The sequence below is a fragment of the Mesorhizobium sp. BHscii genome (assembly GCF_053848065.1).
On record NZ_JBSPKW010000004.1, the window covers coordinates 86,564 to 111,600 of the forward strand.

Here is a 25,037-nt window from a genome sequence, read left to right on the forward strand (position 1 = left end):
TCCGATGCTCCAAAAGAAAAGGCGTCCACAGGACGCCTTGAATGATTGGATTGCTGTTACAACGGGGCTTGAGCGAATTCAGATCCTCTGGTGACTTAGAGGAACGGGATTTCTCCCTCAAGTTACGCACGACTATCGATGCCGGCCCTTAACAAAACCTTACCGGCGCCGCGAAAAATTTACCAATGTGTACCACTCATGAATTCTAGGTAAATTCAAGCGAGATATTTCGTTAACCATGCTCGGCCGGGCCTATTAAGTCGCATGGCACCGCCGGCCTGTTTGCTCAGTCGGCCAGTTCCGGCAGGTCGCGGAACAGCTCGAGCGCTTCGGGATTGGCCAGCGCCTCCTTGTTCTTGACGGCGCGGCCATGCACCACGTCGCGCACCGCAAGCTCGGTGATCTTGCCCGATTTGGTGCGTGGAATGTCGGCGACCGCGACGATTTTAGCCGGCACGTGGCGGGGGCTCGCGCCGCTGCGGATTTTCGCGCGGATGCGTTTTTCCAGCTCCGCGTCGAGTTGCATCCCCTCAGCCAGCCGCACGAACAGCACAACCCGCACGTCGTTGTCGAAATCCTGGCCGATGCACAGTGCCTCCAAGATTTCCGGCATCTGCTCGACCTGGTTGTAGATCTCCGCCGTGCCGATCCGCACCCCGCCCGGGTTGAGCGTCGCGTCGGAGCGGCCATGGATGACCAGGCCGCCATGAGCGGTCCATTCGGCGAAGTCCCCGTGGCACCAGACATTGTCGAAGCGCTCGAAATAGGCTGCGTGGTATTTCTTGCCTTCGGGATCGTTCCAGAAGCCGATCGGCATCGCCGGAAACGCCTTGGTGCAGACGAGCTCACCCTTTTCTTGCCTGAGCGTGCGGCCGTCGTCGTCCCAGACATCGACGGCGAGGCCGAGGCCAGGCCCCTGGATCTCTCCGGTCCATACCGGTTCGGTCGGTACGCCGAGCACGAAGCAGGAGACGATATCGGTGCCGCCGGAAATCGAGGCGAGATGCACGTCCTTCTTGATGCCGTCATAGACGAAGCGGAAGTCCTCGGGCGACAGTGGCGAGCCGGTGGAGGAGATCGTGCGCACGCTCGAAAGATCATGCGTTTTGATCGGTCTGAGGCCGGCCTTGCGCACGGAATCGATGAATTTGGCCGAGGTGCCGAAATAGGTCATCTTCTCGGCGTCGGCGAAGTCGAACAGCACGTTGCCGTCGGGATAGAAGGGCGACCCATCATAAAGCAGAAGGGTTGCGCCCGACGCCAGGCCGGACACCAGCCAGTTCCACATCATCCAGCCGCAAGTGGTGAAATAAAAGAAGCGGTCGCCGTCGAGCAGCCCGGCGTGGAGCCGTTCTTCCTTGACATGCTGGATCAGCGTTCCGCCGGCCGAATGGACGATGCATTTGGGAATGCCGGTCGTTCCGGAAGAAAACAGGATGTAGAGCGGATGCGCGAACGGTAATCGTTCGAAGGTGACGGGCTTGGTGGCAAAGGATGAGAGCGCCTCGTCCAGCGCAGTCGCCTTCTCGATGGTCGCCGCCACATCGGTCGACGTGCCGAGATAGTCGACGATCAGGATCTTGCGGACGGTGACGAGCTTTGCCGCAACGGCCGCGATCTTGTCGGCGACCTCGATCGCCTTGCCATTGTACCAGTAACCGTCGGGCACGATGAAGACGACAGGCTCGATCTGCCCGAACCGGTCCAGCACACCCTGTTCGCCGAAATCGGGAGAGCAGGACGACCAGACGGCGCCGATCGAGGCTGTCGCCAGCATTGCCGCGACGGTCTCCGGCATGTTGGGCATCATGGCGGCGATACGGTCGCCCTTTTTCACCCCAAGCGACAGGAAAAGCTGCTGCAGCCGCGAGGTCAGCGCATGCAGCTCATTCCAGGAAAGCCGGCGCTCGACCTTGTCCTCGCCGCGAAAGACGATGGCGTCACCGAGTCCGGTTTTCTTCAACAGGTTCTCGGCGAAGTTCAGCTTCGCGTCGGGAAAAAACGCGGCGCCGGGCATTTTTTCGCCATCGACAAGCACGCGCTGGCCGCCGCCGGCCCCCTTGTCGCCCACGATCCCGCAAAAGTTCCAGACCAGGCTCCAGAATGCCTCGCGATCGTCGATCGACCAACGGTGTAGTTCGGCATAGGAGGAAAAAACCTTGCCGGTTGCGGCCGCGGCGGCCTGCATGAAGGCAGTCATCGGCGCCGCGTCGACCTGGTCTTTCGTCGGTGCCCAGAGCGGTGCGTCGCCAGCCATGATCGTTCCTCCTTAAACACGTCACGTTTGAAGAGTTCACGCGACGCGCTTTAGACTTTTGTTTTTATGTATGTCGTTATCCCAAAAGGTGCGCATTTTGGGGACAGGCATTGGGATCGCTTATGCATATCGCGTCGCAGCAGAGCAAGATTTTGTTCGGCCGCGCGACGCGGATGTGCGCAAATGCCATCGCCGGGCCATAAAGACTTGAAATGCGTCAGCCCTAAGTCGTAGTGACGACTGGGGTTACACCCGTCGGGCGATTTTGGTCGGAACGGAAGCATACGGGCGACATGTCATCACCTTTGATCCGGCGCGGAATATGGGCGATCGGCGTTGCCGTGCTCGTCATCGCGCTGGCCGTTGCCGCCCTGCCGCTCGTCGCCTCGACCCGCATCGTGCGCGACCGCATCGCCTGGGAAATGAGTGCGTGGAGCGGTTTCAGGGTCACCATCGACGGCGCCCCGCGGATCGAGGTCTGGCCGAATTTCCGGGCCATCCTGACCGACGTGACGCTTTCGCAATGGACAGAAACCGACGCCCCGCCGGTGATCGAGGCCGAACGGGTCGAGGTCAATCTCTCCGCCATGGCGGCGTTGCGCGGCGATGTGGTGTTCTCGACGGCGCGGCTGATCCGGCCGACGATCAGGGTTCAACGCGCAGCACATGGGCTTTTCCTGCCCGCCTTACCTTCAGGCGGGCGCATCACCCGTTCCATCGACATCGCCCGCGCCGTGGTCAGCGCCAATCCAGCCAAGCCGGACCTGAGCAAGCTGCCGGCTGATCCGTTCGGCACCGTAGAGTTCAGGAACGGCCGCGTGGTGACCTCCGTCGATGGTAAGGACGCTGAGATACTGAGCAGCCTGAGCGGACAGGCGAACTGGGCCGCCATGAACAGCAATGCGACGCTGTCGGCGACCGGGATCTGGCGTGGCGAAAGCGTCGCCGTGGATGCCGCATCGTCGAACCCGCTGGTGCTGTTTGGGGGCGGTGCGGCGCCGATGACGCTTTCCTTCAAGGCGGCCCCTGCCAGTTTTTCCTTCGACGGCGTGGCCAGCATGTCCGAGAATGCCTATTTCGACGGCCAGGCGAAATTTGCCGCACCCTCGCTCAGGCGCGTGCTCGAATGGTCGCGGGCCGGCATCGCGCCGGGCGCGGCTATCGGCTCGGTTTCCGTTTCCAGCAAGGTCACGGCGACCTCCGGCCGCATAAAATTCGAAAACACCGAGATCGCTCTGGACGACAATCCGGGAATGGGTGCGCTGGACTTCTCCTTTGGCGAGGCGCGGCCGGTGATCGCCGGTACGCTCGCCTTCGAGACGCTCGACTTGCGGTCGTTTCTCTCCGCCTTCACACCCCTGGCGCCTACGGACGGCGCTGGCCCAGGCGAAATCGACATAAGCGTCGCCGACCGGATCGATCTCGATCTCAGATTGTCGGCAGCGCAGGCCACCGCAGGCGCCATCCAGCTTGCCGACGTCGCCGCCGCCGCCCAGGTCAAGAACGGTCTTGCCGTCTTCGATATTTCCGATGCATCGGCCTTTGGCGGCAACATCCAGAGCAGTCTTCGTTTCGACCGCAAGCCGGGAGGCACGCAGGTCGAGATCAGGCTGCTCGCCTCCGACATCGATGGTGGGGCTTTTGGCACCGCAGCCGGAATGACGCGACTGGTGCCGATCGGCACGGGAACCGTTTCGGTCATCCTCAAGGGGCCGGGCAGAACCTGGGATTCCATTTTCGAGAACGCCGACGGCTCGGTTTCGGCGAAATTCGGCCAGGGCGCGTTGAGCCGGTTCAATTTGCCGGCGTTTCTCAAACACAACGAACAGGGCGGGTTCTTCGCGCTCGACGATGTCTCCGACGGAACGCTGCCGATCGACGGGGCCGAACTCAAGGCGAGCATTTCGAACGGTGTGGCGAAGATCGACAAGGCTGAAACGAATTCGGCGAAGTACAAGATCTGGCTTTCCGGCATCGCCTCCTATGCCGGGCGCGGGCTGGCGCTGTCCGGCGGCATCATTCAGGCGGACCAGCCAGCCACGCAGACAAATAACCAGGGTCCCAACCAGTCTTCGTTCTTCGTCGGCGGAACGTGGAGCACGCCGTTCATTTCACCGATAAGCCGCGGGGTTTCCGGAGAGTAGGCAACGACGGTATTGCCGCCCCCCTTTCGTCACCCACGCTGTGCGGCCTGCTCATCGCGCTGGCGCTGCACCTCGCGACGCTTGTTGGCGAGCGAAGCGATGATGACGCCGACCGCCACGACCGCGATCAGGATGGTGCAGGCGGCGTTGATCTCCGGCGTCACACCGAGACGAACCTGGCTGTAGATCTTCATCGGCAGCGTGGTGGCGCCGGGCCCTGAGGTGAAGCTGGCGATGACCAGATCGTCGAGCGACAATGTGAACGCCAGCATCCAGCCAGACACGATCGCCGGCATGATGACCGGCAGCGTGATCTGGAAGAAGGTCTTCACCGGCGGCGCGCCAAGATCCATCGCGGCCTCTTCCAGCGAGCGGTCGAACGTGATCAGGCGCGACTGCACGACGACCGCGACGAAGCACATGGTCAGGGTGATGTGGGCAAGCGTGACGGTGAGAAAGCCGCGGTCGAGACCGACGGCGACGAAGAGCAGCAGCAGCGACAGGCCGGTGATGACTTCCGGCATGACCAACGGCGCAAAGACCATGCCGGAAAACAGCGTCCGGCCCTTGAAGCGCGTGTAGCGCGTCAGGGTGAGAGCCGCCAGCGTGCCGAGCACGGTCGCCACGGTGGCCGAGATGACGGCGACGCGAGCCGTTACCCAGGTGGCGTCCATGAGGCCCTGGTTGTGGAACAGCGAGACGTACCATTTGGTCGAGAAGCCGCCCCAGACGGTGACCAATTTCGACTCGTTGAAGGAGAAGACGACGAGCAGGACAATCGGCAGGTAAAGAAAGGCAAAGCCCAGCACGATCGAAGTGATGTTGAAGCGGCTCCAGGTCGGGTTCATTTGTCCTGCTCCTGGGCGCGGGCCTGGGCCCGCTGGAAGAGCATGATCGGCACGATCAGCAGCAACAGCAGGATGACGGCGACGGCCGACGACACCGGCCAGTCGCGATTGGCGAAGAACTCGTTCCACAGCGTCTTGCCGATCATCAGGGTCTGCGATCCGCCGAGCAGGTCGGGAATGACGAACTCGCCAACGGCGGGAATAAACACCAGAAGGCAACCGGCGATGACGCCGGGCAGCGACAGCGGAAAGGTGATCTTCCAGAAGGCGCTGGTCGGCGGGCAACCGAGATCCTTGGCCGCCTCGATCAGTGAATAGTCCATTTTCTCGAGGGCGGAATAAAGCGGCAGCACCATGAACGGCAGATAGGAATAGACGATGCCGATGAAGATTGCCGTGTAGGTGTTGAGGATGATCAGCGGCTGGCTGATGACGCCGGTGGCGAGCAGCAGCTGGTTGAGCAGCCCCTCGGGCTTGAGGATGCCGATCCAGGCGTAGACGCGGATCAGGAACGAGGTCCAGAACGGCAGGATCACCAGCATCAGCAAAGTCGGGCGCAGCATCGCCGGCGCTCGGGCCATGCCATAGGCGATCGGGTAGCCGACAAGCAATGTCAGCACCGTTGAAATGGCGGCGACGATGACGCTCGTCACATAGGCGTTGATGTAGAGCGCGTCCTGCGTCAGCCATGTGTAGTTATCGATGCTGAGCTGTTTCAGCTGAGCGAAAAAACCGGAAAGCCCATCGCCGAAGCCAAGTACCGGCGTGTAGGGCGGTATGGCGATCGCCGTCTGCGACAGCGAAATCTTGAAGACGATAACGAACGGAATCAGGAAGAAGAAGACCAGCCACAGATAGGGGATGATGATGACAAGGCGGCCAACGACGGCCTCTCCCAGTCTGGCCAGGGCGGATTTGCCCGCATCGGCGGCCCGAGAGCTCGTTGCAGCGGTGACAGCGGCATTCGACATGACCGTCCCTATCGCGTCAGCACGACGCCGGCGTCCGGCCTGAACGACACCCAGGCACGGTCGTTCCAGCTCAGCGGATCCTCGGCGAGGCGGGCCGCGTTCATCGTGCTCGCCCGTACCACGTGGCCGTCGTCAAGCCTGACGTGATAGACGGTCATGTCGCCGAGGTAGGCGATATCGTAAACCTCGCCCTCGATGGCGTTAACGGCACCGGCCGGTCTCGTCGACGATATCTTGATCTTCTCCGGCCTGATCGCGAAGGCGACAGCCGCGCCAGTTGCGGCATCGCCGGCATTCTCCGTCCGAATGGTGATGCCGTTGCCCGCATCGATGCTTGCGCTGCCTGCCTCGCCATGCGCGATCTTGCCTTCGAACATGTTGACGTTGCCAACAAAGCCGGCGACGAAGCGGGAACCCGGCGCCTCGTAGACTTCGGCCGGCGTCGCCACCTGCATCACCTCGCCCTTGTCGATGATGGCGATACGGTCGGCCATGGTCATCGCCTCTTCCTGGTCATGGGTGACGACGACGAAGGTCAGGCCGAGTGACTGCTGCAGATCCATCAGCTCGAATTGCGTTTCCTCGCGCAGCTTCTTGTCCAGCGCGCCCAACGGCTCGTCGAGCAGCAGGACCTTCGGCCGCTTGGCGACCGAGCGGGCAAGCGCCACGCGCTGGCGCTGGCCGCCGGACAGTTGGTGCGGCTTGCGCTTGGCGAACTGCTCGAGCTTGACCAGCTTCAGCATCTCTCCAACGCGCGCCGCGATCTCGGGCTTCGGCATGCCGTCCTGCTTAAGGCCGAAAGCGATGTTGTTCTCGACCGTCATATGCGGGAACAGCGCATAGGACTGGAACATCATGTTGACCGGCCGCCGGTATGGCGGGATGCCGCGCAAATCCTGGCCATCGAGCAGGATGCGGCCGGCGGTCGGCTCCTCGAAGCCGGCGAGCATCCGCAAAAGCGTCGATTTTCCACATCCCGACGCCCCGAGCAGGGCAAAAAACTCGCGCTCGAATATGGTCAGCGACAGATTGTTGACGGCGGTGAAGTCACCGAATTTCTTGGTGACCTTGTCGAACTGGATGTATGGCTTGGCGTTCGGATCGTTCCACGGCGCGAAATCCCTGCGGATGCTGCCAAGCGATTTCATATCCCACTCCGTCCTGCGTTCTGTCCCCAGAAGTCTTTGACCCCGGCAGCACCTGCCGGGGTCGTTGATTGTCGCCTACTGCCCGGTGACGATCTTGGTCCAGGTGCGGGTGACGACGCGCTGGGTCTTGGAATCGTAGGGCGCGATGGTGAACAGCTTCGCCAGCGTCGCCTCGTCCGGATAGATCGCCGGATCCTCGAGTATCTCCTTGTCGATGAACTGCTGCGATGCCTTGTTGCCGTTGGCGTAGAAGACGTAGTTGCTCGACTTGGCGATCACTTCCGGCTTCATCATGTAATTCAGGAATTCATGCGCCTCGGCGACATGCGGCGCGTCGGCCGGGATCGCCATCTGGTCGAACCACATTTCGGCACCTTCCTTCGGCACGGAATAGTTGATCTCGACGCCACGGTTGGCCTCCGTCGCACGGTCGCGCGCCTGGAACACGTCGCCCGACCAGCCGACGGCCAGGCAGATGTCGCCATTGGCCAGTGCGTTGATATATTCCGACGAGTGGAACTTGCGGATGTAAGGCCTGATCTTCAGCATCAGTTCTTCCGCCTTGGCGAAATCGTCCGGCGACGTGGTCTCGGGATCGAGGCCCAGATATTTGAAGGCGTTCGGGAGGATGTCGCTCGGGGAATCGAGGACATAGACGCCGCAATCCTTCAGCTTGGCCAGCTTTTCCGGGTTGAAGAATACGTCCCAGCTATCGATCTTGTCGGTGCCGAGCGCTTCCTGCACTTTCTTGACGTTATAGCCGAGGCCGACCGTGCCCCACATGTAGTTGATCGAATATTCGTTGCCGGGATCGTACTTGGCTGTGCGCTCCGAAACGATGTCCCACATGTTGGAAATGTTGGGCAGCTTCGACTTGTCGAGCTTCTGGAACACACCTGCCTGGATCTGGCGTGCGAGGAAATTGGCGGTCGGCACGACGACATCGTAGCCGCTGCCGCCGGCAAGCAGTTTCGTCTCCAGGAGTTCGTTGGAATCGAAGGTGTCATAGGTGACCTTGATGCCCGTTTCCTTGGTGAAATCCTCGATGATCGAGCTGTCGATGTAATCCGACCAATTATAGACATTGACGATGCGGTCCTGGGCATGAGCGCCGAGGGTGAAAAGCGTCAGAAATGCCGAGGTCGCCGAAAGCCAGAATGCTTTGCGGGTCATGCGTCTCTCCTTTGATGAGTGTTCCATCGCCAACTCGTCGCGGGGCTGCGCGGCTGGGCGTTTGCTTCAGATTATTGGGCTTTCCGACAAGCGACAAGCGCGAACCGCCAACCCCCTCGTGGTTCGATGCGCAGCGGCCAAGCCCCCCGTTCCTATGTCGTGATCCAGGTGGCATTCCGGCGCCGTCAAAGGCTCTCGCCACGGCGCGGGCAGGGATACGACGATGTTGTCCGGTCTCGGTCGGGCCGGAGGGGAGACTTGGCAAGATGAGCCTGTCTTGTTGTTGCCGTATTGGCAGCCTGCCCGCGCGGCTGCGCCATTGTCAATGGCTCATCTCGCTTTGGCGCGTGCGCTGCATCAATTAGGCGACGGCATGCCGGTGACACCCGGCCGCACGGGCCGCGCCTGACGCTTGAATTCGAGCCCGATATGGACGAGCAGCGCCGTGACCACGACCGTGCCGCCAAGGATGGTGCGTCCCGACGGCACCTCGGAATGGATGAGCCAGACCCAGATCGGGCCGAGGATCGGCTCGAAAGTGCCGAGCAGTGCTGCGACCGCCGCCGGAACAAGCCGGGCGCCGGTGGCGAAGAAGGCAAGGCCGAGACCTAGATTGACCACACCGAATGCAAAGAGGAAGCCCATGTCGCTGCTGGATACGCCGAATTGCGATGCCTGGGACGCCGCGAATGCGGCGGCAAGCATCGTGCCGAGGCAGGTCGCCGGCGTCATGCGCACATGGGCAAAGCGCCGCGTGATGACGGTGGCGATCGAAAACATCACAGCTATGAGCAGCGCCAAGCCGTCGCCGATGGGCGAAACAGCGCCATCGAGCGATTCCGATACCATGATGGCAACGCCGGCAATAACGGCTGCAATCGCCACCCAGGTTGCCAAGGCCACCCGTTCGCGAAACAGCACCCAGGCAAACAGCGCCGCCAAGAGCGGCACGCCGGCCTGCATCAAAAGGATGTTGGCGACAGTGGTATAGGCAAGCGCCACTACGAAAGAGGTCGATGCGGTGGCGAAGCAGAACGCCACGGCAAGGCCGGGCAGGCCCATGCCGCGGAACAACCTCACCGTGCCGTGCCAGCCGTCGCGCCAGACCATGAAGCAGATCAGGAAGGCGGCGGCCCAGACCGAGCGCCAGAACACCACCGTCCAGCTGTCGCCGGCGTCGATGAAGCGGGCGATGGCGCCGCCGAAACTCCACATCAGCGCCGACAGGAATATCAACAGGAAGCCGATACGCTCCTCACGCGGCGAGACGGCAGGCGAAACGGCGATCGGTGATGATGCGGTGTCGGTCATGGGCGCGACTGTCGACGATTTCGGGGCGGCACGATGCGCAACGGACGACAAGAACGTGCCTCATTGGCGTAACGCAAAGACGATTGCCAGGCGTGATCCAGCGGACGGCGACGGTTGTGGCAAGGACGGCAGGTCGCCTGCCACGGCCTCACTGAAAATCGAAGGCGCTTAGCCCGGTCACCATCTCGTCGAGACCGAGCGGGCGCGTCACCGGCGGCTCGGCGCGGGCAAGGCAGCCGATGCGTTCGCACAGCCGGCAGGCGGGGCCTATCGGCGTGGCCGGATTGCTGCCCTGTCCGGCTTTTCCGGTCGCAGCGGCAGCCGGCCCCGGCAGTGCCGCGCCATAGACGATCTCGTCACGAAAGCCGATGTCGCAGCCCAGCAGAAGTGCAGTACGGCGCGGGCGCTCCGCAAACGAGCCTTGCGGTCCTTCAAGCGTGCGGGCGACGCAGAGGAACTCGGCGCCGTCGGGCATTTCCACCGCCTCGACGAAGATCTGGCCGGGCTGGGTGAAGGCGGCATGCACGGGAAGCTTCGGACAGCCGCCGCCGAAACGGCTTTGCGGAAAACCCTGGCTGCCCGCCTTGCGGAAGCGGTTTCCGGCATTGTCGACCTCGAGCATGAAGAACGGCACGCCCGGCGTGCCCGGCCGCTGCAGCATGGTCAGGCGGTTCGCCGCCTGCTCGAAGGAGACGCCGAAACGCGAGCGCAGCACGTCGACGTCGTACCGTGCGCGGTGTGCTGCTGCGTGAAAGGATTGATAGGGCATCATCAATGCGTGGGCGGCGTAGCGGCCAAGCTCGAAGCGGGCGAGCCGGCGGGCCTCATCCGTGGTCAGCTTCAGTGCCTGGATCTCGCCTGCCACCGCGACCGTCATGCGGATCAGGCAGGCCTCCATCGCCACCTCGCGCAACTGGTCGAACGGCGACAGGCGCTCGGACAGAAACAGGCGCTGCGAGTGGCGGTCGTAGCGGCGGCGCCAGTTCGGCATGGTGGCGACCGGCAGCACCTTGACGACGATGCCGTATTCGCGCTTCAGCCAGGCCTTCAGTGCACTGAGCAGATCGTCGCCTGGATCGAGAACCGACGTGAATGCCTCGGCCTCCTCTTCGAGCGCGGCAAAATGGTTCGGCCGGCGCTCGAAAATCTCGTGCACCTCATCGATCGGCAAGCGGGCGCCGGAAAGTGCCGTCGCTTTGCCCTCACGCGCGAGAAGCTCGTTGAGGTCGGAAAGGCGCTCCGCCTGCTCGCGATAGGCGCGAAACAGCTTTATCACCGCAGCGGAAGCGTTGGGCGCCGCCTCGGCAAGCTCGATCAGCTCCTGGTCACCAGGCAATTCGCCGACCAGCAGCGGATCTGAAAACACCTCCTTCAGGGCGGCGACCGACCCCCTCGCCTCGCCCTGCAATTCATGCGGGTCGACCTTGTAGACAGACGCAAGCCTCAGGATCAGCTGGACCGTCAGCGGCCTCTGGTTGCGCTCGATGAGATTGAGATAGGACGGCGAGATGCCGAGCCCTTCGGCCATCGCCGTCTGGGTCAGGCCCTTGGCGCTGCGGATACGGCGGATGCGCGGCCCGGCGAAAATCTTCTGGTCAGCCACGAATTAGGCCTCTCAAAGCCCGGCTCCGATTCGGCCAAACCAGTAGGCGGTAAGGCACACAGCAGCAGCCAATCCATAGATTATCCCGGCCATCGCCAATCTGGATCGCGATTTCCAGTACCCGAAGAGAGAAGCAACCAGCAAACCCATCGAAGTCAGCGTAACGAGAGCTTCCATTGTCTGTTGCATTTCGGGCCTTCGGACAGCGAACACCGCCAAGAACGCTATGGTCGCTGACTGAACGAGAATATACGAAATCACGACATCAAGCCCTGGCGGACCCGAAACCCTTGAGGCGTCGGCGTCGAGGGATACGAACATCGCTTGCGGCCTTCGAAAGGCGCTGATTGCCCACACGAATGAGGCACCAGCAGCGAAAACAAGCCAAACCATCAAAGCATCCCCTCCGTCAATAATTTTACTGAATTGTCGGCCATGCCACCTATCCCGATATTGACAATATTTACACATTTACAGCGCCGCAATGTCAAACACAACACAGGTTTTCCCTTATTTTGAGCCAGTTTTCCTAATTTTTCTGGGCTCTTTTCGCATGCAATGTAAATTCAGTCATAGCTCGACATCCAGACGATTGGCTTCGGGACAGGCTGCAGCAACCTTCGGAGTGACCATATGACCGATTTTTACAACCTCGTCCCCTCGGCGCCGGAAGGCCGCTTCGACGGCATCGAGCGGCCCTACTCGCCAGAGGACGTGAAGCGGCTGCGCGGTTCGGTCCAGATCCGGCAGAGCCTCGCCGAAATGGGCGCCAACCGGCTCTGGCAGCTCATCCACGAGGAGGACTTCGTCAACGCGCTCGGCGCCATGTCTGGCAATCAGGCGATGCAGCAGGTCCGGGCCGGGCTGAAGGCGATCTACCTGTCTGGATGGCAGGTCGCCGCCGACGCCAACACCGCATCCGCCATGTATCCGGACCAGTCGCTTTATCCCGCCAATGCGGCGCCCGAACTGGTCAAGCGCATCAACCGCACCCTGCAGCGCGCCGACCAGATCGAGACCTCCGAAGGCAAGGGGCTTTCGGTCGACACATGGTTCGCGCCTGTTGTCGCCGATGCGGAAGCCGGCTTCGGCGGACCGCTCAATGCCTTCGAGATCATGAAGGCCTTCATCGAGGCGGGTGCCGCCGGCGTCCACTACGAGGACCAGCTGGCGTCGGAGAAGAAATGCGGCCATCTCGGCGGCAAGGTGCTGATCCCGACCGCCGCACACATCCGCAACCTCAACGCCGCGCGACTTGCTGCCGACGTCATGGGCACGCCGACGCTGGTCATCGCGCGCACCGACGCGGAAGCGGCAAAGTTGCTCACCTCCGACATCGACGAGCGCGACCAGCCGTTCGTCGACTATGGCGCCGGCCGCACGGTGGAAGGCTTCTACCACGTCAGGAACGGCATCGAGCCGTGCATCGCGCGGGCCATCGCCTACGCGCCTTACGCCGACCTGATCTGGTGCGAAACCTCCAAGCCCGATCTGGCGCAGGCGAAAAAATTCGCCGAGGGCGTGCACAGGCACCATCCCGGCAAGCTTCTCGCCTATAATTGCTCGCCGTCCTTCAACTGGAAGAAGAACCTCGACGACGCCACGATCGCCAGGTTTCAGCGGGAACTCGGCGCCATGGGCTACAAGTTCCAGTTCATCACGCTAGCCGGTTTTCACCAGCTCAATTTCGGCATGTTCGAACTCGCCCGCGGCTACAAGGCGCGGCAGATGGCGGCCTATTCCGAGTTGCAGGAAGCGGAGTTCGCGGCGGAAGCCCACGGCTACACCGCGACCAAGCACCAGCGCGAAGTCGGCACCGGCTATTTCGACGCGGTGTCGATGGCGATCACCGGTGGCCGGTCTTCGACCACGGCCATGCATGAATCGACCGAGCACGCCCAGTTCAAGCCGGCCGCAGAATAGCAGGAACGCAACAGACAGAGGAAACGCCCCTAAAGGGCTAAGGGAGAAGACCAATGGCATCGATCAGTCGCGTCAAGGAACGGGCCGAAGAACAGGCCACCACCATGAGTGTCGACCAGCAGGCGACCATCCGCATGCTGGCCAACGACCTGCACAGGCTCAACCAATCGGTGATGAAGGCGGTCGAGGCCGGTGTGTCGGTGGAGCTCGTGCGCTCGGCACGGCACCATGGCGGCGACGGCAACTGGGGCGATCTGCTGATCCCGGTGATCGTCACGCAGCGGAGCCTCGACTGACCGAAATCCGACCAAAGCCTGTCGGTCGATCCGGCATCACCTGCGCAGTCTCTGCGCAGGTGATCTGCGTTTGCACGATCAGTTGCCATAATGAGCAAGAACAGAACTTGCTTTAAATTTTAACGTTTCTTGCGATATTCTGGATATCGGTCGTTTCAGCTTGACATAGGGAGAGATCTCACGGCAATTGTCTCTAAGTTTCAACCCTGCATTGAAACCCGACGAGTGCCCGCCACGCTCATGCGCCCCATGAATCGCGATACCAAGACTGTAAACCACCTGACTTTCGTGAGCCGCAACGTGGACCCGGAGATGCTCACAGACTTCACCCGTGTGCTCGTCGTCGGAAAGTCGCCGGTCAACCGGGTGGTGGTTTCGAAAATCGTCGAACGATCCGGGCTCAAACCGATCTCGGAATCGCCCGAAACGGCAGCAACGACTTTGCGATCGCTCATTCCCGGAGCTGTCGTCCTCGATGGCGGAGCGGACAACAAGGACTGCGACGCGCTGATGTCCGGTATCGACGCGCTGCGACGCACCTCGGGCAGGTCGCTTCCCTCGGTGATCCTGCTTTCGACCAAGAACGGCACACCGGAGAGCCTCGCCCTGTCGAGCGTCGTCGATGCGGTTGTCGTCAAACCGATCACGACCGAACGGCTGCAGCCAGTGATCGACCATTTGATCGGGCTCGCGCGCAGCTAGCCGACGTCCGATCCGGCTTCCACGCCTTTCCTCGCTTCTTGCGATCGAATCTGGATATTTATGTTAGTATGCGAGCGCTCGGTACCGCCTGACAATGAGCCCCGCTACGTCTCCTTTTGCAATTGCGACGCATCTGGGATAGCACCTTCGAACAAATCCGCAGGCATGTTCCGACTTCGCGACATGGCTGTCGATATCGGCGGATCACGACATGTCCTCAGAACAGACCATCGCCGCGCTTTGCAGAAAACTCGGACTGCGCATCACCGGTCCGCGCCGCGTCATCATGCGCGTTCTATCCGAATCCAGCGACCATCCGGATGTTGTGGAACTCCATCGCCGTGTTGTCGCCATCGAGCCGACGATCGCGCTCGCCACTGTCTATCGCACCGTCAGCCTTCTCCGTGAAAAGGGCATTCTGGAGCGGCACACCTTTGGCGATCGGCGCGCCAGATACGAAACCGTCCCCCGTGAGCATCACGATCATCTCATCAATATCGAGACGGGAGACGTCGTCGAATTCCAGTCGTCGGAGATCGAGCGGCTCCAAGAGGAAATCGCTCGACAGCACGGATTCACGATCATCAGCCACAGACTGGAGATCTACGTGAAGCCGATCCAGAAAACGCGACGCTCTCGTCAATCCGGAGAATGACCGCCCGTTTCTAGCGTTCCTCCCCAATCTCCATTCGGCCCACTCTAAGTGTGGTGACGGCGAAGGCCGCGATGAAGGCGGCGGACATCATGAGAACGATGGTCGGCGCCGGTGCGCTGTCGATGAAGAAGGACAGATAGACGCCGAGAAACGACGCGGCGACCGCGATCGCGACCGACAGGATCAGCATGGCGCTAAACTTCCTTGTCAGCAGGAAGGCGATGGCGCCAGGCGCGATCAGCATGGCGATGGCCATGATGATGCCGACCGCCTTCAGCGCGCCGACGATGGTGAGCGAGATCAGGCAGAGCAGGCCGTAGTGGAGCAGATTGACCCGAAGACCAACCGCGCGAGCCTGAGCCGGGTCGAAGGCGTGCAGCAGGAAGTCGCGCCACTTGATCCCGATGATGCCGGCCGTGATCGCAGCAATGAGCCCCGTTTCGACGATGTCGCGCAAGCCGATGCCCAGCACATCGCCGAACAATATGTGGTCGAGATGCACGTCGGACTGGATCTTTACATAGAGCACCAGGCCGAGACCGAACATGCCGGAGAAGACGATGCCCATTATCGTGTCCTGTTTGATGCGGCTGTTGTCCTTGAGGAAGCCGGTGGCGAGAGCGCAGACCATTCCGGCGGCGAAGGCGCCCATCGAATAGGGGAATCCGACAATGTAGGCAATGACCACGCCGGGAAAGACGGCGTGGCTGATGGCGTCGCCCATCAGCGACCAGCCCTTGAGAACGAGAAAGCAGGAGAGCAGCGCCGTCGGCATAGCGACCAGAACCGAAACAATCAGGGCATTGACCATGAAGTCGAACTGGAAGGGGCTAAGCAGCGTATCGAGGATGCTCATAGGCTGGCCTCCAAGGCCCGCGCCGAGCGGCGGCGGGCTGCCAGCATTCCATGCTTGGGAGCGAAGAAGAAGGCGGCGAGAAAGATCAGCGTCTGCAACACCACTATGATGCCGCCAGTGGCGCCGTCGAGGAAATAACTGGCATAGGCGCCGCTGAAACTCGTGGCCGCGCCGATGACGACCGCGATGACGAGCAGGCGCGGAAAGCGGTCCGTCAGAAGATAGGCGGTCGCGCCGGGAGTCACCACCATGCAGATGACGAGGAAGGCGCCGACGGTCTGAAGCGCGGCGACCGTGGAGGCCGATAGCAGCATGAAGAACATGATCTTGAGCGCGCTCGGGTTGAGGCCGATCGAGCGGGCATGGCTCTCGTCGAAGAAAACCACCATCAGATCCTTCCATTTCACCAACAGGATGGCGAGCGAGACGAAGCCTATGATGGCGAGCTGAAGCGTGTCTTCCGGGGTGATGGCCAAGATGTTGCCGAGCACGATCGTCTGAATATTCACGGAGGTCGGTGACAGCGACACCATGAACAAGCCGAGGCCGAAGAAGGAGGAGAAGATCAGGCCGATGATGGCGTCTTCTTTCAGCTTGGTGCGCTGGTTGAGGAAGAGCATCGCGGCAGCGGCTAGCCCGCCGGAGAAGAAGGCGCCGATCGAGAAGGGAAGGCCCAGCATATAGGCGCCAGCGACGCCCGGCACGATCGAATGCGAGAGCGCGTCACCGATCAGCGACCAGCCTTTTAGCATCAGATAGCAGGACAGGAAGGCGCAGACACCGCCGACCAAGGCGGACACCCACATGGCATTGAGCATATATTCGTAGCCGAACGGCTCGAGCAGGACACTCATTCGTCCGGTTCCCGCATCTTTTGCTGCATGGCTCCGTTCTCTCCGTAGAAGACCAGTGGCCGTTCGTCGTCGGTGATGACGGCAAGGCGGCGCCTGTCGTCGTCCTCATGCAGCCCGGCGCCGCCCAGCACGAAATGACGCAAGACGCCACCGAAAGCCTTTTCCAGGTTCGCCTGCGTGAAGGTCTGGCCTGTCGGCCCGTAGGCAAGGACCGTATTCCGGAGCAGCACGGCACGGTCGCAGAACTCCGGCACGCTACCCAGATTATGCGTCGAGACCAGCATCACTCGGCCTTCGTTCCGGAGCGCGCGCAGCAGTTCGATGATAGCGTCCTCGGTCCTGACGTCGACGCCGGTGAAGGGCTCGTCGAGCAGGATGACGCGCCCGTCCTGCGCCAGCGCCCGAGCGAGAAAGACGCGCTTTTTCTGCCCGCCCGAAAGCTCGCCGATCTGGCGTTTGCGGAAATCGCTCATGCCGACACGCGCAAGCGCGGCTGTAACCGCCTCGCGATCAGCCGCCTTCGGAAGGCGCATCATGCCCATATGGCCGTAGCGACCCATCATGACGACGTCCTCGACCAGTACTGGAAAGTTCCAGTCGACCTCCTCGGCCTGCGGCACATAGGCGATGACGTTCTTCCTCAGCGCGGCCGCGGCCGGCTGTCCGAGAACAATAATCTCTCCCTTTGCCACCCGCACGAAGCCCATGATGGCTTTGAACAACGTCGACTTGCCCGAGCCGTTGACACCGACAAGTGCCGTGATCGTGCCTGTCGGAATTTCAAAGCTCGCATCCCGCAGCGCCGTGTGGCCGTTGCGGTAGGTGACGGTCGCGCCGTGGACGGCGAGACCGCCTCCCGCATCCTCGGACGCGGGGGCAAGAGGCGGAACGGCTTCGTTCATTGCGACAGCCCTGCGGCGAGGCCTTTCTGAACCGTATCCGATGTCACACGCAGCAGGTCGATATAGGTCGGCACCGGGCCGTCCGCCTCGCTGAGAGAATCGACGTAGAGCACGCCGCCGTAATGCACTCCTGTCTCACGCGCGACCTGCCGGGCCGGCTTGTCCGACACGGTGCTTTCGCTGAACACGGCGACGATCTTGTTTTCCCTGACGGCGTCGATCACCTTGCGAACCTGCTGGGGGGTGCCTTGCTGGTCAGCGTTGATCGGCCACAAATAAAGCTCCTTCAGCCCGAAATCGCGTGCGAGGTAGGAGAAAGCGCCTTCGCTCGACACCAGCCAGCGCCTGTCCTGCGGGATCGAGGCAAGCTTATCGCGGATCGGCGCGACGGCCGCCTCTATCTTTGCCTTGTAGGCTTCTGCATTGGCCTTGTAGGTCTCGGCATGCGCCGGATCGTGCGCGACGAAGGCGTCGCGGATGTTGTCGACGTAGATCAGCGCGTTTGCCGGCGACATCCAGGCATGCGGGTTCGGTTTGCCCGTATAGGGTCCCTCGGCGATGCTCATCGGCTGGACGCCCTCGGAGACAATAGCGCCGGGCACGTCGCTGAGGTTCTGGAAGAATTTTTCGAACCAGAGTTCGAGGTTGAGCCCGTTCCACAGAATGAGCTGTGCACCTTGCGCCCGCTGAATATCGCCCGGCGTCGGCGCGTAATTGTGGATCTCCGCTCCAGGCTTGGTGATCGATTCCACGATTGCTGCATCGCCCGCCACGTTCTTCGCCATGTCGGCGATGACGGTGAAGGTCGTCACCACCTTGAATTTTTCCTGGGCTTTCGCTGGGCTTGAAGCCACCGCCGCAGCGAAAACCGCAGCCATCAAGCCAACGACAACCCGTCGTCCGTATCTCTCGAACATCAATTTCTCCTGTCGCGATTCTTAATGTCTCGCCGCTGGCCGCCATTGTGCGACTGCGGCGCGCGCTTTTCGCATATTCTGCAATTGCGACTGATTTGCAAGTAGAAAACGGCTTAACGTCGTGGATTGTATGCGGCCGCGCGATTTGGCGTCGGCTACAGCGCGGCCCTATGACGGAGCGGACAACAAGGACTGCGATACGCTGATGTCCGGCGTCGATGCGCTGCAGCGCACGTCCGATTCGACACCGAGACACGCGATCAGCCGGCTTTCCCGACGCTTTCGATCAGCCGGGGCAATTCCGAGAGATCGGCTATCTGGCGGAAACGAGGCGCGGTGATCGGCGGCTCGACATTTTCAAGCGCCCAGGTCAGCTCATGCGGCACGTGGATACCCCAACTGCCGGCCTCGATGGCCGGCACCACGTCCGACTTGAGCGAATTGCCGACCATCATGCTTCTTTCGGCGCCATCACCGTGGCGGCTGAAGATATTGATATAAGTGGCGGGGCTCTTGTCGCTGACGATCTCGACGGCATCGAAAAGGTCACCCAGGCCCGATTGCGCCAGCTTGCGTTCCTGATCGAAGAGGTCGCCCTTGGTGATCAACACCAGGCGATACGCATCTGCCAGCTTTTCCACGGTTTCGCGCGCATGAGGCAGCGCCTCGATCGGATGGCCAAGCATCTCGCGGCCCGCGGCAAGAATCTCGGCGATGACCGAGGCCGGCGCGCGGCCCTCGGTAATCTCGATTGCCGTTTCGATCATCGACAGGGTAAACCCCTTGATGCCGAAGCCGTAGACGGCGAGGTTGCGCTTCTCGGCCTCCAGCAATCTTGCCGAGATGTGCTCCTGCTCGGCATGATCGGCGAGCAGCGCGGCAAAGCGCTTTTCGGTCATGCGGAAGAACTGCTCGTTCTGCCAGAGCGTGTCGTCGGCATCAAAGCCGATCGTGGTCAATTCATGATTGTTCTGCATTTGACGTCTTCAACCGAGGTCATTGAACTTGCGTCGAACCTAAGCCGCCCAGAGCAGTTTTCAACTGCGCAGGCGAACGCAACCGCGCTCCCCTTCCCTTCCCTCGCCGGCCCCGGCTATAATCCCAAATCCGCAACCCAATCTGGTGAATGATGCCGCCTGCAAAAAAGGAAGTCCGTCCGTCGAGCCGCGGAGGACGTATCCGCACGCCTGCCTTCGTGAAAAATCAACGTGGTGTGAAAAACTGGAAGGAAGTCGGCGCCTGGCTGGAGTGGCGCGGCATCGAGGATATCGAATGCATCACGCCCGACCAGGCGGGTGTGGCGCGCGGCAAGATGATGCCGTCGAAGAAGTTTACCTCCAACACTTCGCTGGCGCTGCCTTCGGCGGTGTTCATGACGACGATCTCCGGCGGCTATCCGGAGGACGGCAACGGCTTCCACTATCCGGAAGACGACGGCGACCTCAAGCTGATGCCGGACCTTTCCACGCTGACGGTGGTGCCGTGGGAAGAGGACCCGACGGCGGCGGTCATCTGCGACCTCGTCCACCAGGACGGCCGCTCGGTAGAGTTCACGCCGCGCAACGTGCTGAAGCGTGTGCTTGCCGCTTACGACAAGCGCGGGCTGAAGCCGGTGGTGGCGCCCGAGATCGAGTTCTACCTCGTGCGCAAGAATCCCGATCCGGACTACCCGCTGACGCCGCCGGTCGGGCGTTCGGGACGGGCGATAGGCGGTGGCGCCGGCTATTCGATTGCCGGTGTCAACGAGTTCGACGAGCTGATCGACGACATCTACCATTTCTCCGAAAGCCAGGGCCTGGAGATCGATACGCTGATCCACGAGGAAGGCGCCGGCCAGCTCGAGATCAATCTGCGCCATGGCGATCCGATCGAACTCGCCGACCAGGTGTTCATGTTCAAGCGCACCATCCGCGAGGCGGCGCTGAAGCATGAGATCTACGCCACGTTCATGGCCAAGCCGATCCAGGGGCAGCCCGGGTCGGCCATGCATATCCACCAGTCGATCATCGACAAGAAGACCGGCAGGAACGTCTTTTCGGCAGAGGACGGCTCGGAAACCGAAGCCTTCTTCCATTTCCTCGGCGGCATGCAGAAACATGTGCCGAACGCGCTGGTGATGTTCGCGCCCTACGTCAATTCCTACCGCCGGCTGACGCAGTCGGCTTCGGCACCGGTCAACAACAAATGGGGCTACGACAACCGCACCACCGCCTTCCGCGTCCCGCGATCCGACCCGGCAGCCAGGCGCGTCGAGAACCGCATCCCTTCCTCCGACGCCAATCCCTATCTGGCGCTGGCCGCATCGCTCGCCTGCGGGCTGATCGGCATGACCAACAAGATCAAGGCCGAACCGCCGGTTCTCACCACCGCCAACGAGGCGGAGATCGACCTGCCGCGGAGCCTGCTCGAGGCTGTCGACCTGTTCGAAGCCGACGAGGAACTCTGCGCGCTGCTCGGCAAGTCGTTTGCCGCGACCTATGCGGCGATCAAGCGGGCGGAATTCGAGACCTTCATGGAAGTGATCAGCCCGTGGGAGCGGGAGTATCTGCTGTTGAATGTCTAGTGTAGGGGAATAGGGCAGTAAGGCAGTAGGGGAATAGGGGATGACGGCGAGGATTGATTCATACAGAGATCTGGTCGTCTGGCAGCAGGGGATGAACCTGGCAGTTTCAATCTACGAGGCAACAAGATCTTGGCCGAAGGATGAGCTCTATGGGTTGACGACTCAGGTGCGTCGGGCGGCAACCTCCCTGCCGGCCAACATCGCCGAGGGCTACGGCCGGAGAGCCGAGCTTCCTATCAGCAATTTCTTAGAATCGCACAAGGGTCACTCAAAGAGCTGGAAACGCACCTTCTCATTGCACAAAGGGTTGGAATGGCCCCTCGCGAGACAGTCGACTCGTTGATGACTCGCAGCGAGAGCATCGGGAAACTGCTACGGCTTCTGATCCGCAAGCTATCGCCTGAATAGACACACCCTGCTGCCCTGCTGCCCTACTGCCCTGCTGCCCTGCTGCCCTGCTGCCCTGCTGCCCTACTGCCCTGCTGCCCTGCTGCCCTGCTGCCCTACTGCCCACTCGGTCATCATGCCCTACCAATCCCCAATCTCCCCCGGCCGCTCCTGGTATGAGGACACGGCCGGCCCATGGCCCGAATACCCGGCGCTGGACGGCGACCGGACATGCGACGTCGTCATCGTCGGCGGCGGCTTCACCGGCCTGTCGGCGGCGGCGCCCCTTGCCAAGGCCGGCAGCAATGTCGTGCTGATCGAAGCGCATCGTTTCGGCGACGGCGCATCGGGCCGCAATGGCGGCCAGCTCGGCACCGGTCAGCGCGCCTGGGCCGAGGAGCTCGAGGCGGAATACGGCTTTTCCCGCGCCAAGGCGCTGTTCGACCTCGCCGAAGAGGCCAAGTCGCATCTCCTCGAATTCGCCGCCGTCAACAAGATCGAGATCGACTACATGCCCGGCCAGATGTCGGTGGCGCATAAGAAGCGCTATGTCGACGATTACAAGGCGCATGCCGAGATCATGGCGAACCGCTTCGGCTATCCGCAAATCGCCTTCATGGACGCGAAGGAGACGGCGGAGCGGTTGGGCTCGACGCGCTATTTCGGCGGCACCCGCGACACCGGCACCGGGCACATCCATCCGCTGAAGCTGGTGATCGGCGCGGCAAAGGTGGCGGCGCAGGCGGGCGCGCAGCTGTTCGAGCAGACGCCGGCGACCGGCATCGCGTCGCTTGGCGGCAAGGTCAGGGTCACGACGCCGAAAGGCACGATATCAGCCGAGAAATGTCTGATCGGCGTCAACGCCCATGGCGGCGCGCTCGAGCCGATCAGTGCCGCGCACATCATGCCGATCGGCTCCTTCATCGGCGCGACGGTGCCGCTGGGGGCTGACACAAACGTGCTGCCGGGCGGTGAGGCGGTCGATGATTCCCGCTTCGTCGTGCGCTACTTCCGCAAATCGACGGATGGGCGGCTGCTGTTCGGTGGCCGCGAGATCTATGCCGTCAACGATCCGAAAGACATCCATGTCCACATCCGCCGGCAGATCGCCGAGCTTTACCCAGCGCTGAAGGCCGTCGAGATCACTCACGGCTGGGGCGGCTATGTCGGCATCACGATGCCGAGAAAACCCTTCGTGCGCGAGGTGATGCCCAATGTGATTTCTGTCGGCGGCTATTCCGGTCACGGCGTCATGCTGTCGAACTTTTTCGGCAAGCTCTATGCCGAAACCGTTGCCGGCAACCGGGACCGGCTGAGGCTGATCGAGGACCTGAAAATCCCGGCCTTTCCCGGTGGTCGACGCTTCCGCGCGCCTCTGCTCTTTCTTGCGCTCAACTGGTATGCCTTGAGGGACAGGATATAACCATAGATTGCAAAATCCCTTCCAAGTTGCAAAATCTAGCGCAAAGGTGCAGAATCCGCCCGGCAAGGGCGCAGTGATGCCACAATCGCCGGCAAAGGATGCCCGCTCAGGGCAGTTGAACGGGGATTTTGCGGGCCTGCCCGCGTTGGTTTGGGACCGATGCCGACCGAATGCCGGTTTTCCCGGCACAGGTCGTAAGAACGTCGGCCCGCAAATGGAGGTTGCAAGAGTGAGAGAGCCCTTCAGTTTCGGCGCGCCGGAACGACGGCGCTTTGCGATGCAGTTTGGCTACGACGTGCGGCCCAGGTTCTGGCAGCAAATCCGGTCGAACTTGCATCTGCTCATCGCCGCGTTTGGCACAGCAGCGCTGCTTGGCGTGGCCGCGGTGGCGCTATGGCTGGCATTGCCGGCCAACGAGAGACAAGCGGTCGCGAGTCCCGAGCAGATCGTTTCAAGCATTCCAGTAAAAACAACAAGGATCGTGCCGGCCGCGGCCTCGAAAGTCGCCGCGGTGCAGCAGGCTGCGGGCAAGACCGATGCGGTTTCGCCGGTGGTGGTTGCGGCGAAGGCCGAGATACCGGCGCTGGCTCCCAATGATCCTCGCTGGACAGGATCGGGATCCACATCCCGCCAGATGGCAGGCCAGGCTGAACAAACGGCAGACAAGCCGTCCACTGCGGCGGCATTCACCGATCCGGCAGCGAAAACCAAAGTGGCAGCATTGCTTGCCAAAGTTGCTGCTCCCGACAAGACGGCGACGGACGGCGCGCCAACCGCCGCCATTCCCATCCCGAAACCGGGAGAGCCGGCAGCGCCACAGAACGATGGCACCGAGGCCAAAGTCGAGGCCAAGAAAGCGAGCGCGGCAGACACCGGACGCATCCTCAGGGCCGTCACCATGCGCACCGGCCCGAAGAACAATGCGGCCGCTATAGTCACCGTTCCCGCCAAGACCTCTGTTCAGGTGATGGGCTGCAAGAAATGGTGCCAGATCGTCTACAACGGCAAACGCGGCTGGATCTACAAGAGCTTTGTCAAGACCGGCGCCTAGGGCTGGTCAGGCGATCCCTCGACGTCGCAGCACGGCTCGGATGGCTTCTGTAATACAGTCGGCCGCCGCGTCCAGCGAGGGCGATGTACCGTCAAGTCAAACTTGAAACCGACAGGGCCGGGCGGCTCAGATGCAACGTCCGCCGTCGACTTCCAGCGCCACGCCAGTGATGAAAGCCGCCTCGTCCGAAGCGAGCCAGAGCGCCGCGTTGGCTATGTCGAGCGGCGTCGAAAGCCGGCCAAGCGGGATCGACGCGCGGAATTTCTCGCGGATTTCGGGTGTGTCGGCGCCCATGAATTTTTCCAGCATGCCGGTCTCGCCGGCGACCGGGCAGAGGCAGTTGACGCGGATGTTCTTCGGCGCGAGTTCCACCGCCATGGACTTGGTCGCGGTGATCGCCCAGCCCTTCGAGGCATTGTACCAGGTGAGGCCGGGCCGCGGCCTGATGCCGGCCGTCGAGGCCGTGGTCAGGATAACGCCGCCGCCTTGCCTATCCATGAGCGGCACAACCGCCAGAGCGGCGTGGTAGATCGCCTTCATATTGACGGCCGTGATCAGGTCGAAGGTCGTCTCGTCGACCTCGAACATATCGCCGTTGCGATGGGTGTAGCCGGCATTGTTGACCATGATGTCGATGCGGCCGAAGGCGCTCTTTGCGGCATCGACCATCTCGTCGAACTCGGAACGCAACGAGACGTCCGTCTGGGTCCAGATCGCCGCCCGGCCGATCTCGTTGGCGACGCGTTCGGCGCCCTTGGCGTTGAGGTCGGCGACGACGACCTTGGCGCCCTCCTCGGCAAAGCGCTTGGCGATACCCTCGCCGAAACCTGACGCGGCACCGGTAATGATGGCAACTTTGTTTTCCAGGCGCATGACTTTTTCACTCATGATTGAAGACGATTGCTCGGGCAGCCGCCGGCGATGGCCGCCGAAAGATCAGTATACACGCTCGATTTCTCCTTTGGCTTTCGCTTCGATCCCGCTCTATGCTGCATCTGCGAAGGCCACCCGGAACACCTCGCCGACAAGCCGCCGGGTTGCGCCAGTGTCAAG

21 protein-coding genes and 1 pseudogene are annotated in these 25,037 nt (G+C 61.9%); 9 read left to right on the forward strand and 13 right to left on the reverse strand.

Annotated elements, in window-relative coordinates:
- Nucleotides 1-286: 286 nt before the first annotated feature.
- Nucleotides 287-2,257 carry an acetoacetate--CoA ligase gene (locus ACWTU7_RS07700; RefSeq protein ID WP_455838478.1) on the reverse strand — a complete coding sequence of 657 codons (1,971 nt, stop codon included), beginning with the start codon at nt 2,255-2,257 and terminating at the stop codon, nt 287-289.
- Nucleotides 2,258-2,550: 293 nt separating this feature from the next.
- Here ACWTU7_RS07700 and ACWTU7_RS07705 point away from each other — a divergent pair, with 293 nt between their 5' ends.
- Nucleotides 2,551-4,401 (forward strand): AsmA family protein, encoded by a 1,851-nt coding sequence (locus ACWTU7_RS07705; protein ID WP_455838477.1) that lies wholly within the window; start codon nt 2,551-2,553, stop codon nt 4,399-4,401.
- A gap of 29 nt (nt 4,402-4,430) precedes the next feature.
- Here the strand turns inward: ACWTU7_RS07705 and ACWTU7_RS07710 are convergent, their stop codons facing one another.
- The 6 genes from ACWTU7_RS07710 to ACWTU7_RS07735 all read right to left on the reverse strand — a co-directional run bounded on the left by ACWTU7_RS07710 (nt 4,431) and on the right by ACWTU7_RS07735 (nt 11,455).
- Nucleotides 4,431-5,249, reverse strand: a complete 819-nt coding sequence (locus ACWTU7_RS07710) for an ABC transporter permease (RefSeq protein ID WP_287071271.1) — start codon at nt 5,247-5,249, stop codon at nt 4,431-4,433.
- On the reverse strand, nt 5,246-6,220 hold the full coding sequence (locus ACWTU7_RS07715) for an ABC transporter permease subunit (RefSeq protein WP_455838476.1): 975 nt from the start codon (nt 6,218-6,220) through the stop codon (nt 5,246-5,248). Before ACWTU7_RS07715 ends, ACWTU7_RS07710 begins: the two co-directional genes overlap by 4 nt.
- A gap of 8 nt (nt 6,221-6,228) precedes the next feature.
- Nucleotides 6,229-7,368 carry an ABC transporter ATP-binding protein gene (locus ACWTU7_RS07720; protein ID WP_095519032.1) on the reverse strand — a complete coding sequence of 380 codons (1,140 nt, stop codon included), beginning with the start codon at nt 7,366-7,368 and terminating at the stop codon, nt 6,229-6,231.
- 75 nt (nt 7,369-7,443) lie between these two features.
- Nucleotides 7,444-8,541, reverse strand: coding sequence for a polyamine ABC transporter substrate-binding protein (locus tag ACWTU7_RS07725; protein WP_455838475.1), 1,098 nt, complete (start codon nt 8,539-8,541; stop codon nt 7,444-7,446).
- Between the two features lie 357 nt (nt 8,542-8,898).
- Nucleotides 8,899-9,852 (reverse strand): DMT family transporter, encoded by a 954-nt coding sequence (locus ACWTU7_RS07730; RefSeq protein ID WP_065010775.1) that lies wholly within the window; start codon nt 9,850-9,852, stop codon nt 8,899-8,901.
- 148 nt (nt 9,853-10,000) lie between these two features.
- Entirely contained in the window at nt 10,001-11,455 is a 1,455-nt protein-coding gene (locus tag ACWTU7_RS07735; RefSeq protein WP_455838474.1) for a helix-turn-helix domain-containing protein, read from the reverse strand.
- A gap of 633 nt (nt 11,456-12,088) precedes the next feature.
- Here ACWTU7_RS07735 and aceA point away from each other — a divergent pair.
- The 4 genes from aceA (at nt 12,089) to ACWTU7_RS07755 (ending at nt 15,031) form a co-directional block, all read left to right on the forward strand.
- Nucleotides 12,089-13,378, forward strand: coding sequence for an isocitrate lyase (gene aceA / locus ACWTU7_RS07740; protein ID WP_455838473.1), 1,290 nt, complete (start codon nt 12,089-12,091; stop codon nt 13,376-13,378).
- Between the two features lie 53 nt (nt 13,379-13,431).
- The gene (locus ACWTU7_RS07745; RefSeq protein WP_029348426.1) at nt 13,432-13,674 is read left to right on the forward strand and encodes an SMc00767 family acetate metabolism repressor; all 243 of its coding nucleotides are present in this window, start codon (nt 13,432-13,434) and stop codon (nt 13,672-13,674) included.
- A 312-nt stretch (nt 13,675-13,986) separates the two neighbouring features.
- On the forward strand, nt 13,987-14,376 hold the full coding sequence (locus tag ACWTU7_RS07750) for a response regulator (protein WP_455838549.1): 390 nt from the start codon (nt 13,987-13,989) through the stop codon (nt 14,374-14,376).
- Between the two features lie 211 nt (nt 14,377-14,587).
- Complete coding sequence (locus ACWTU7_RS07755) at nt 14,588-15,031, forward strand: Fur family transcriptional regulator (protein WP_029348428.1); 444 nt, start codon at nt 14,588-14,590, stop codon at nt 15,029-15,031.
- 10 nt (nt 15,032-15,041) lie between these two features.
- Here ACWTU7_RS07755 and ACWTU7_RS07760 read toward each other — a convergent pair whose 3' ends face one another.
- The 5 genes from ACWTU7_RS07760 to ACWTU7_RS07780 form a co-directional block, all read right to left on the reverse strand.
- Nucleotides 15,042-15,887: a metal ABC transporter permease gene (locus tag ACWTU7_RS07760; RefSeq protein WP_455838472.1), complete on the reverse strand. Its 846-nt coding sequence runs from the start codon at nt 15,885-15,887 to the stop codon at nt 15,042-15,044.
- Nucleotides 15,884-16,741, reverse strand: a complete 858-nt coding sequence (gene sitC / locus ACWTU7_RS07765; protein WP_095519038.1) for an iron/manganese ABC transporter permease subunit SitC — start codon at nt 16,739-16,741, stop codon at nt 15,884-15,886. The genes ACWTU7_RS07760 and sitC overlap by 4 nt, the downstream gene beginning before the upstream one ends.
- Nucleotides 16,738-17,643, reverse strand: coding sequence for a manganese/iron ABC transporter ATP-binding protein (locus ACWTU7_RS07770; RefSeq protein ID WP_455838471.1), 906 nt, complete (start codon nt 17,641-17,643; stop codon nt 16,738-16,740). The genes sitC and ACWTU7_RS07770 overlap by 4 nt, the downstream gene beginning before the upstream one ends.
- Entirely contained in the window at nt 17,640-18,521 is an 882-nt protein-coding gene (locus tag ACWTU7_RS07775) for a metal ABC transporter substrate-binding protein (RefSeq protein ID WP_455838548.1), read from the reverse strand. Before ACWTU7_RS07775 ends, ACWTU7_RS07770 begins: the two co-directional genes overlap by 4 nt.
- 299 nt (nt 18,522-18,820) lie before the next feature.
- Entirely contained in the window at nt 18,821-19,537 is a 717-nt protein-coding gene (locus ACWTU7_RS07780; RefSeq protein WP_455838470.1) for an HAD family hydrolase, read from the reverse strand.
- Nucleotides 19,538-19,686: 149 nt separating this feature from the next.
- Here ACWTU7_RS07780 and ACWTU7_RS07785 point away from each other — a divergent pair, with 149 nt between their 5' ends.
- From ACWTU7_RS07785 to ACWTU7_RS07800, 4 genes and pseudogenes are all read left to right on the forward strand, one after another.
- Nucleotides 19,687-21,123, forward strand: coding sequence for a glutamine synthetase family protein (locus ACWTU7_RS07785; protein ID WP_287085970.1), 1,437 nt, complete (start codon nt 19,687-19,689; stop codon nt 21,121-21,123).
- A gap of 40 nt (nt 21,124-21,163) precedes the next feature.
- Nucleotides 21,164-21,531, forward strand: a pseudogene (locus ACWTU7_RS07790) (four helix bundle protein).
- Nucleotides 21,532-21,646: 115 nt separating this feature from the next.
- Entirely contained in the window at nt 21,647-22,933 is a 1,287-nt protein-coding gene (locus tag ACWTU7_RS07795) for an NAD(P)/FAD-dependent oxidoreductase (protein ID WP_455838469.1), read from the forward strand.
- Between the two features lie 229 nt (nt 22,934-23,162).
- Complete coding sequence (locus tag ACWTU7_RS07800; protein WP_455838468.1) at nt 23,163-23,984, forward strand: SH3 domain-containing protein; 822 nt, start codon at nt 23,163-23,165, stop codon at nt 23,982-23,984.
- A gap of 126 nt (nt 23,985-24,110) precedes the next feature.
- Here ACWTU7_RS07800 and ACWTU7_RS07805 read toward each other — a convergent pair whose 3' ends face one another.
- Nucleotides 24,111-24,857, reverse strand: a complete 747-nt coding sequence (locus ACWTU7_RS07805) for an SDR family oxidoreductase (protein WP_455838547.1) — start codon at nt 24,855-24,857, stop codon at nt 24,111-24,113.
- Nucleotides 24,858-25,037: the final 180 nt, after the last annotated feature.